Raw genomic sequence first — 9,168 nt, forward strand, 5'->3', positions numbered from 1 at the left:
CAAGGTTTCCGGTCATTGCTCTTTGAGCAAGGTCTGGGTTACACTTCGCAGCCTCAGGAGAGGTGACCGAGCGGCCGAAGGTGCAGCACTGGAAATGCTGTGTACTCCAAAAGGGTACCGTGGGTTCGAATCCCACCCTCTCCGCCAATAAAATCAAAGAACTAAAAAACGCACCACGCTTCATGTAAACACACAACCCTTTCTCTTGTACCTGCAGCCCGCCCACTCCTACACCTCAAAACCCAGTGCGCGCAATTTGCCCCGGGCGAGACTGTGCCCCAGGGCAGCGGCGCTGCCCAGCCAGCGCAGGCCGAGGCCCTGATTTTTCTCCACGCCCTTGCCGTTGAAATAACAGGCAGACAAAAAATCCATGGCATCGGCATGGCCTTTTTTGGCGGCGGCCTCAAAAAAACTGCTGGCAATGGTATGGTCGCCGGACCAATAAAAATAAATACCCACCTGATTCAGCGCCTCGGCATCGCCGCTGTCAGCCTGTTTCACGCAATCCACAAAGCCTTGCAGCAGGCAGTGTTGGTCCTTGGCGGCCAGGCTGCTCAGGTCCACTTGCCGCAGAACCCCGCTGGGCACTTGTGAACTTGGCAACTGCTGCCCGGCAATCACGCCCGAATCCAGCCAGTTATGGATGGTTCGCACCGTTTTGCCGGTGAGTAAAGCGGTCATTTGCGGGCTGATGAAAGCAGTGGACGAACCGGATGCAGCCATAAGACTCCCTTTCTGCAAGCTTTGTTTCATCGATTTTCGATGAAATCCTCACAGGGTTTCATCGGATTTGGATGAAAAATACGGCAATGTCCGGCTTGATGACTTTGTTCCGGTTCGCATAATCCCATTGAGTTTACGATAATTTTCCCATAAAATCATGATGATGTGAACAGCACGCTGTTGTCAAAGCACAACAACTCTGTTGATGGCACGCTTTCTGCTTTATGAGAACCAGCGCAACGCCCCTTGGCGTTGCCGAACTTCTTACCACACAAGGAGCATTCTCATGAGCATGTCAGTCAAGAAGGCGCAGGCCAGCGCCGAAGCCGGTTTCACCCTCATTGAGCTGATGATCGTCATTGCCATCATTGGCATTTTGGCGGCCATCGCCATTCCGCAGTATGAAAATTATATTCAGACTGCCCAAGCCACGACAATTACCCAAGATTTTCATCAGGCGGTGACACAAGCCACTGCTGCAGTAGCAGCCGCAGCCGCTGGTCAGACCACGGTTATCAATCCAGAAACAACTAAGGCAGCTGCAGCAAACGCCACAGCTGGAACAGCATCAGTAGCAGCTGCAGCGGTCCAAACCTTACCCCAAGGGGCTACCATCACCTATGGTGGAACTCCTAGCATCACTACGCCAGGCAGCTATTCTCCTGCAGATTTAACCGCAGGCAATAGCGTCACTATCGCGCTAGCTGCGCCCACAAACACCAGTCTTGCAAGTGCTGTAGCGGCTGCCTTGAGCGCAAACACTGAAACAGCCAATTGTGGATCTGGTTCCGGTGTGTGCTATGCAACGGTCACACCAGAAGGCGGTGTTTCTTTCTCGACTACTGCTCCGTAATTGTAAGCATCTAACTCTGTGATGCATAACAGAGGGCATCTTCAACCGATGCCCTCGATTATGCAAAACCTTCCCGCCGATTACTTTGATGGTGCTATTCAGTATGGCATTGAGAACAACAAGAACAGGGGCAATTGTCACTACCATGGGGTATCGTAAGATGTGTATATACCCAAATGAATCTGGCTTTACTTTAATTGAACTCATGGTTGTTGTTATCGTTGCAGTTCTCACTGCGATTGCCATTCCTTTGTATTATCAATACATGCGAGAAGCTCAGGCAACTGCTGTTGTGACAAATACCAAATCGGTCACCTTAAATGTGGGCACCGGAACGGGCATCTGTCAGGACAGCAACACCACGGCGGCAGTTGGCCGCGCTTTATCGCAGGCGGGTTTCAACCTCGGCACCAATGCCGCCAGCACCTATATTGTCACCCCGTAAACTCACAGGAGAACGACCATGAACGCCCATCATCCGCAACAGCGTATCAATGAGCTCCAGCAATTGCGCCATCGCCTGCTCAGTCGCCGCGAACAGCGCGGTGCGCCCACCGCGACCATCGACATGGAGCTCAATGTGGTGCGCAGTGAATTGCAGGCCCTCTATGCCCTGCAGCGCGCTCAAAAACCCGCCAATCAGCGGATATCCGCCTCCCACGGCTTGCAAATGGCCTGATCGTCGCGGGCTGCGGCGCTTGGCGCACCGTCCTGCCTGGCAGGGCGGAAGGTCGCTGGCTGCCCATCCCCTGATCTACGGCCTTCCGCGCATGTCCCGTGATGCTCCTGAACCGCCCGCGAAAAACGGCCACTGGCGCCGGGTTTGGGTACGTCTGGGGTTGGGTGGGGGGGTGCCTTCGGGTGCTTCGTCATTTTCTGCGGCCCATACCCGCCTGCAACAATATCTGGCTTTCCACAAGGCCGTCGGGCAGGTCATGGAACACACCGATCAGGAATCCATCCTGCTGGAGTCCCTGTGTACACTGGCGGTGGAGTGCACCCCCGTCACCCTGGCCTGGGTCTGCCGGGTAGAGCCGGACAATTCCCTGCAAACCCTGGCGGAAGCCGGAAATGCCGCCTATCTGGACAGTTTTGCCGAAAGACGCAGCGGCCTGCCCGCCGACCATGGCCCGCTGTTCCGGGTCTGGCAGACGCAAAGGCCGCTGTTTAATGAACCTTTCTCCGAGGGGCCGCTGCGCAGGGCCTGGCAGCAGAATGCTCGCCCCTATCAGTTGCGTTCCATGGCCGCGTTGCCCATTCATCGCGACCACCAGCCCTGGGCGCTGCTGGTTCTTTATGACCGGGACAAGCGGGGTTTCCCGCAAGACTGTCAGGTGGTGCTGGAGGGCATCGCCCGCCGGGTGAGTGAAGCCCTGGAAGACTGGGTGGGCATTCTCCGCGAGCGGGTAGAACGCGAACACCAGCTGTTGCTGGGTATGGCCCTGCAAGCAGCAGCAAAGGGGGTGGTACTGACCGATGCCGACCGACACATTTTGTATGTGAATGCCAGCTTTTCCCGTATGACGGGTTATACGCTGGCGGAAATCAGCCGCTTCGGGCTGCATCATCTGCAAGGCCCGCGTACTGCCCCCCGGACTCTGACCGAAATTGACGAGGCCCTCTGCGGTCAGGGTTTTTTTAACGGTCGCCTGCTCAATTACCGCAGCGATGGGCAGACGTTCTGGAATCATTTAAGCATCATCCCCATTTACCAGCGCAACGGCGCCATCAGCCATTATGTGGGCATTCAGCGCGATGTGACCGCCGAATGGCTGGCCCGCGAACAACTGGAATACGAAGCCTGCCATGACCGCCTGACCGGTTTGGGTAACCGGCGTGCCCTCATGGACCAGGTGGCCGTTACCTTGCCCCGCGTCCAGCGCGGCCACGGCGCCCTGGCCATCTGCATGATTGACCTTGATCATTTCAAACCCATCAATGATCTTTACGGCCACGAGGCGGGGGATCATGTGTTGCGCGTAGTGGGCCGCCGCCTGCATGCCGCCCTGCGCCGCAGCGACTATGTGGCGCGTCTGGGTGGAGATGAATTTGTGCTGCTGATTGAAGGCTTCAACCACTTCGAAGAGCTGGAACTGATTCTGGTCAAAATCGAGGTCACCGTGAATGAACCCATTCATCTGCAATCGGGTGCCGTGGTCGGGGTCCGTCTGAGCATGGGGCTGTGTTTGTATCCTTCAGACTATGCAGGTGATTTCGAGACCCTGCTGCGCTATGCCGACCAGGCCCTGTACCAGTCCAAGGCCAAGAAACGCCAGCGCACCCGTTACTGGGAATTATTCGTCATGGAAGAAGCGTCTGGCGAAGCAATCAGTAAAGGCAGTGCTATACACACACAGACCGACAGGAGCGATGCAGACGAAAGTGGATAGATGTGATGCGCAGGATATTCAACATATCGAATCTGGACCATGCTTTTGTCCCCCGGAACTGTTTTGTGTCTATTACTGAAGTATTTATCCCTCAAAAGATTCATCACACCCCAACGCTTATACATCCGTCACCAACTTCAACACACCCAGAAAAACGCCAAAGTCTAATGCATACGCAGTCAACTTCCTATATCGTTCCCGATATCACCCATCGGAAAGCCTATGACGCCTATTTGAAAAATTGTGAAGAGCGGATTTTGACGACAACGCAGAAAGTTTCTGTAAAAGATGGTGGATCCTCAGACTTTATTGCGCGGTCCCAAAAAACAGGCGCTGGTGTGCGCAGTGGAAACGGTGATTCGCTATGCAGCACCATTCGCACCGCTTCCGACATTTTGGCAAAAAAGTGGAAGGTCTTTGCAGATAGTCCGTGCTTGGAACTTCAACGTCCAGAATAACCTTGTGGATGCAGATGATATTCCCGTACTTATCCGGTTGTCACAGACACCCACCAGATGTAGTGGGCGTAATTTTGGAATAAAGCTCGGCATAATTTGGCGCGGTGACATCACCGGCGATGCCGAGCAGGGATCGGAAGGAATTGAAGGGGTAGAAGCGGCGATTGAATTGGAACTTGAATTAGTTGTGTTACGCCTGCAAGTGCTGTGGGCTGAAACCATGATGGATACCTCGCAACCAGGAATTGAGATTGGAGAACACGAGGCAAATGATCGGCAGGAAGGTTTCGGTCAAGCACGTCGATAGCCCTGGTCGTTCCAGGTTGGCGCAGATGCTCAAAACACTACGGGTAGTGGGTGTCTGTGACAACCGGATAAGCACGGATATTCCGTCTGACGAATTGACCTACTTTCAGGTAAATGGGTTTAGAGAGAAAATAGAAATGTGCAAACTGAGCTTCGATATTATATTGACGGATGGTGCGGAGTACGCAGGCTGAAATGGCAAGTTCCGCTAGTCGAGAAGACCTAATGTTCGAGCCTCGACCATATCTATAGAGAGAGAGGGCGCGCCGGGTTTCTATAGTTTTCATGGTATGAAAAATTCGCTTGTTCTGATATTTAGTTAATACTTGAGTGAATATATTACCAGTATGTCGATTTCAAATTAAATTTTCTCCTCTCGCTGTATGGGTAAATCTAAGAGATTGATATTCTATCATCTACGGAGAATTATGGGGTCCAGCGAATGGAGGATGGGGTGAGTTGATATCCTCCTAGTGTTGCGCTATTTGCAGCAGCTATAGGAGCGGTGAGGTTGATGCCTCCGTTAACTGTACTTGAGCCATTTGCGCTACTACCTTTGGTTGAAGTGACTCCGTTTTCGGCTATTATGGTACCACCAATTGTGTAGCTCCCCCCCCCATTTAAGTTGAGAGTACCCGCTGTAGCTACATCTCCATTAAAGGTAGAGCCTTGGGCTTTATCCATTTCTAAGCCGCCCGACGAAAGAAGTACAAGTCCCTGCAGGTTTGGATAGGGCACGGTTCCGTCACATACTGGTAAACTTGAATATCCATCACAAACGCTTCCTGGTGATATACTACTTGTGGTGGCTGTTACTGTGGCAGGAATTACAGGGCTAGTGTTTGATGCAGTAGAAGAAATATAATAAGCAAATGGATTTAGAGTGACTGTGTTAGAAACAGTTATCACTCCTCCAGAAATGACTGTCAATTGTGCAGTTCCGATAAAATTGATATTTATATCATCTGGTGTATATATAAATGCATTAATAGGCTGATTAATTGTCCAAGTCGGCGGCGTTGTACTTGTTGTTGTAACTCCTTTTATTTTTGTCGTTGTCGTTGTAGCCGGGGTATAACTAAAATAGTCAGTTGAAGATGGGGTTGCGAGCGAAGACAAAGTTGAATAAAAATTAGAAGCTGAACTGGCTACCGTTATTGTGCCATCACTATTCAGTTGAATGGTTGCATATTGAGCAAATTCCTGCGGATTAATCACAGGAAAGTAAGATATAGGTATGTAGGTGTACGTTGTTCCGTTAAGTGTTATTCCAGCTTGTTGAATGGTAGGCGCTGTGGAAGCTACAATAATATTACTAATTCCGTCTTTGTTTAGGTTTCCATTAAAAGTCGAACCTGATCCAAGTATGAGGTTGGCATTATACTTGTTCAAACTGTTCAACTGCGCCACAATATAAGCTTCTGCCGTTTGAATGGCAGACCCACTGCGTCCAGTGGACAGCATTCTGATATAACCATTGCCGGAAGTGCTTGTACTTCCTGTAGTTCCACTTCCTGTGGCAGCCGTCACACTTGAGAAAGTGTTTGCCGTAATCATGGCCTGCACACTGGCGTTGGTGGGTTGAGTAAAGAGCTGGTTGACGGGTCCATCGTTGTTGGATAGGCCGGGAGCGTTAAATAAATTTCCCAAGCTGGCCGTGGAAGGATTATTTCCCACATAGACACTCTGAGCATATCCGGTTACAGCCTGTATCCCGATCAGGGCTGCGGTACGTGCCTGATTGGCGGCGCTTTCTCCATATACAGTTTGCTGGGCTACCTTGGTCATGTTCAAAATTCCCCACCCCGCAAGCCCCAAGACCAAGGCAGCTACCAATACACTGCCCAAAAGAGCGATGCCTGCCTCTTGGTGTATTACTGTCCTTGAAGATTGAATAGACATGCTGATACCTCTACTGGTTTGGTTCCAGAATCTTGGGAGCTGATGTTGGTGGCGACGACAGCAGGTGCTGTAGTGTTAAATGCAGGGCCAAGACAACTGGTGTCAGGCTCTATTGAAAGTTCCCATCCAGTTCCTACCGGGAAAATAGCTGTGTTACTGTTATTGCTTTGTCCGCATACTGAACCACCACTAACGGTCCATGCGGCCACGTTCCCAGAAACAGTAAATGTACCTTGACAGCTCCTCGTGCAGCTTCCACCGGAGTCTACGCTCCACCCTACAGTCGTTGTGGATAGGTTAGACAAAGTGGCTGAAGTGGGGACAGCCGGATAGATAGCGGAAACATTAGGCGCACACGCTGTGGTTGTACCGGCAGAACTGGTATAAGCCGTATATCCCGCATTCGTTACGGTATGCTCCAACGCTTCTTTCATCAGCAGTGTGCGATCTGCGCGACCCGTCAGTTTCTCCGAAATAGCTCTACTATGGTATGTGGTATAGAGGATGGAAAATACGGCAAGCCCTACGATGACAGCGACCACAATGGCTATCAGCAACTCGACCAAGGTTAAGCCGCTCTGTTTTATCCCCCTATCCAGACTGTAGCGGTTATTCATCATGGCAACCACCAACTGGGAACATTGGTTCCCGAAGTAACTGGTGCAGTGAAAACAGAGACAGTTGTGCCCGTTGCGCCTGTTGTGGTTACTGGGGCTGAACTTGTTAACACTGCTACGGGAATGTTACTGAACGATGCGGTGGCAAGGGTATCAATGTTCACACTATTGGTCAGGTAAGAGGCCGTCGAATAGGTTCCCGCTACTGCGGTGGCCATCCCGTAGGTTTGGGCGTTCAAAACTTGCTCTGCTGAATTGGTTTGTCGAAAAGACATGGTCAGCAGGCCCCCTATGGCCAATGCCGCAAAAGACAAAATAGCTATAGAGACCATTGCCTCTACCAGGCTAAGTCCTGATTCGTCTTGTCTATGGATTCTAGTCGTATGCATTGACGCCACTCACGCTTGAAGTAATTGCTATTGGTGCCTTGTTGGTATAGCTGACGCTCCATTGCAGAATCCCGCTTGGGTTGGCGCTGCAATCTGGAGCGGTGACATCATTTGCTGGTATTCCCATGCCATTCAAAGAAACGCAGGTTAATTGGTTGCCATTCAGAAAGAGTTGCCCATTTTGCGGAAGGTTCCCGGACCATTGTGCGCCACTATTGGCACTGATAGTGAGTGCAGTGCCATTTTGTACCAAGACCGCGCCTTGCCCCTGCAAGGCCATGAGATTAAGCATGCGCACGGCGGACTGGCCTTCTTCGAGCGTGGTTTGATACCCGCTTTGCTGAACTTCTTCGGTCCAGTTGGGAATGGCAATGGCTGCCACAATTGCCAATATGGCAATGGCTATCAGCAACTGAATGAGTGTAAATCCTCTCTCAACCCATACGGCGGGTGAACCATCACGTTGATGCTGCACATTACCCCCCATGCGTCACCACCGCGCCCATCTTGAAGATCGGCATGTACATGGCAATGACCAGGGTACCGACAATGACACCCAGGACCACCATGATCATGGGCTCCATGAGGGTGGAGAGGCGATTCACGGATTCTTCCACGTCGCTTTCGTAAAAGTCCGCCACCTTGCCGGACATGGTTTCAATGGCGCCGGTTTCTTCGCCGATGGACAGCATTTGCGTGGCCATGATGGGAAAGACGCCATCGGTTTTGAGGCGGGTGCTGATGCGGCCACCAGCGGCGACGTCATCGCGGGAGCGCAACACGCTTTTTTCGATGATGATATTACCGGAAACCTTGGAAAGCGTCCCCAGTGCTTCAAGAATGGGCACCCCCGCCGCCTGCATGGTGGACAGGGTGCGCATGAAGCGGGCGACAGCCCCTTTCAATAAAATGTCACCCAGTACCGGAATTTTCAGGGAAAACCGGTCAATGACGGTTTTGAAGGGCAGACTGCGCTTGTAGGCAAAAATAAACAGCCACACGGCGGCAATGGGCAGGAGTACGACGATATACCAGTGACTTTTCATCCAGTTGGAAATATTGATGACAATCTGGGTGAGCAGAGGCAGGGTGGCCCCAAAGCTGCTGAATAGTTGCGAAAACACCGGAATTACAAAAATCATCAAAATCACCACCACCACCAGCATCACGGTAATGATGGCTGCCGGATAAAACATGGCGGACTTGACCTTTTTGGCTCTTCGTCAGATTGAGTGGGTAGGGGGTAGAATGCTGTGGAGCGGTCGTGCCCTGAATAGGAGTTAGCTGATGGTCCCTGAAGAGCTGTTTTCTCTCGCGTTAGGATTGGTTCCGCCGTGGTTGGTGGATCATGTGACTTTCACGGTGGAGGAGAAACGCCTGGATCTGCACATCAACTTTCCCAAAGGTAGTCGCTTTGCTTGCTCCGTCTGTGGTGAGGAGTGTCCGGTACATGATACCCGTGACCATACCTGGCGGCACATGGATTTCTTCCAGCATGAAGCCTATCTCCATGCCCGTGTACCTCGGGTG

General features: G+C 51.8%; 12 protein-coding genes, 1 tRNA gene and 1 pseudogene. 7 read left to right on the forward strand and 7 right to left on the reverse strand.

Annotated elements, in window-relative coordinates; genetic code table 11:
- Positions 1-56: 56 nt before the first annotated feature.
- A tRNA-Ser gene (locus H7F11_RS12565) sits at positions 57-147 on the forward strand.
- 81 nt (positions 148-228) lie between these two features.
- Here H7F11_RS12565 and H7F11_RS12570 read toward each other — a convergent pair.
- Positions 229-723 (reverse strand): tetratricopeptide repeat protein, encoded by a 495-nt coding sequence (locus H7F11_RS12570; protein ID WP_193651269.1) that lies wholly within the window; start codon positions 721-723, stop codon positions 229-231.
- A gap of 286 nt (positions 724-1,009) precedes the next feature.
- On the opposite strand from H7F11_RS12570, the gene H7F11_RS17120 reads away from it, so the two are divergent.
- The 5 genes from H7F11_RS17120 (at position 1,010) to H7F11_RS12595 (ending at position 4,424) form a co-directional block, all read left to right on the forward strand.
- Complete coding sequence (locus H7F11_RS17120; RefSeq protein WP_193651270.1) at positions 1,010-1,576, forward strand: prepilin-type N-terminal cleavage/methylation domain-containing protein; 567 nt, start codon at positions 1,010-1,012, stop codon at positions 1,574-1,576.
- 103 nt (positions 1,577-1,679) lie between these two features.
- Positions 1,680-2,021: a prepilin-type N-terminal cleavage/methylation domain-containing protein gene (locus H7F11_RS17125; RefSeq protein ID WP_319803370.1), complete on the forward strand. Its 342-nt coding sequence runs from the start codon at positions 1,680-1,682 to the stop codon at positions 2,019-2,021.
- A gap of 18 nt (positions 2,022-2,039) precedes the next feature.
- Positions 2,040-2,255 carry a hypothetical protein gene (locus H7F11_RS12585; RefSeq protein ID WP_193650586.1) on the forward strand — a complete coding sequence of 72 codons (216 nt, stop codon included), beginning with the start codon at positions 2,040-2,042 and terminating at the stop codon, positions 2,253-2,255.
- A 19-nt stretch (positions 2,256-2,274) separates the two neighbouring features.
- Complete coding sequence (locus H7F11_RS12590; RefSeq protein ID WP_193658162.1) at positions 2,275-3,966, forward strand: diguanylate cyclase; 1,692 nt, start codon at positions 2,275-2,277, stop codon at positions 3,964-3,966.
- A gap of 65 nt (positions 3,967-4,031) precedes the next feature.
- Positions 4,032-4,424 (forward strand): hypothetical protein, encoded by a 393-nt coding sequence (locus tag H7F11_RS12595; RefSeq protein ID WP_193651890.1) that lies wholly within the window; start codon positions 4,032-4,034, stop codon positions 4,422-4,424.
- 40 nt (positions 4,425-4,464) lie between these two features.
- Here H7F11_RS12595 and H7F11_RS12600 read toward each other — a convergent pair.
- The 6 genes and pseudogenes from H7F11_RS12600 to H7F11_RS12625 all read right to left on the reverse strand — a co-directional run.
- A pseudogene (locus H7F11_RS12600) lies at positions 4,465-4,719 on the reverse strand (IS1595 family transposase); the annotation flags it as partial.
- A 437-nt stretch (positions 4,720-5,156) separates the two neighbouring features.
- Positions 5,157-6,632, reverse strand: coding sequence for a hypothetical protein (locus H7F11_RS12605; RefSeq protein ID WP_193651891.1), 1,476 nt, complete (start codon positions 6,630-6,632; stop codon positions 5,157-5,159).
- Positions 6,605-7,252 (reverse strand): prepilin-type N-terminal cleavage/methylation domain-containing protein, encoded by a 648-nt coding sequence (locus H7F11_RS17290; protein WP_193651892.1) that lies wholly within the window; start codon positions 7,250-7,252, stop codon positions 6,605-6,607. Before H7F11_RS17290 ends, H7F11_RS12605 begins: the two co-directional genes overlap by 28 nt.
- The gene (locus H7F11_RS12615; RefSeq protein ID WP_227485477.1) at positions 7,249-7,638 is read right to left on the reverse strand and encodes a prepilin-type N-terminal cleavage/methylation domain-containing protein; all 390 of its coding nucleotides are present in this window, start codon (positions 7,636-7,638) and stop codon (positions 7,249-7,251) included. The genes H7F11_RS17290 and H7F11_RS12615 overlap by 4 nt, the downstream gene beginning before the upstream one ends.
- Positions 7,625-8,113: a prepilin-type N-terminal cleavage/methylation domain-containing protein gene (locus tag H7F11_RS12620; RefSeq protein ID WP_193651894.1), complete on the reverse strand. Its 489-nt coding sequence runs from the start codon at positions 8,111-8,113 to the stop codon at positions 7,625-7,627. The genes H7F11_RS12615 and H7F11_RS12620 overlap by 14 nt, the downstream gene beginning before the upstream one ends.
- Before the next feature lies 1 nt (position 8,114).
- Positions 8,115-8,834 (reverse strand): type II secretion system F family protein, encoded by a 720-nt coding sequence (locus tag H7F11_RS12625; protein ID WP_227485479.1) that lies wholly within the window; start codon positions 8,832-8,834, stop codon positions 8,115-8,117.
- A 91-nt stretch (positions 8,835-8,925) separates the two neighbouring features.
- Between H7F11_RS12625 and H7F11_RS12630 the strand changes: the two genes are divergently transcribed.
- A partial coding sequence (locus H7F11_RS12630) for a transposase family protein (protein ID WP_193658164.1) occupies positions 8,926-9,168 on the forward strand: 243 nt, incomplete at its 3' end.

Origin of the sequence: Acidithiobacillus sp. HP-2, assembly GCF_015100155.1 — a bacterium.
Lineage (GTDB): Bacteria > Pseudomonadota > Gammaproteobacteria > Acidithiobacillales > Acidithiobacillaceae > Acidithiobacillus.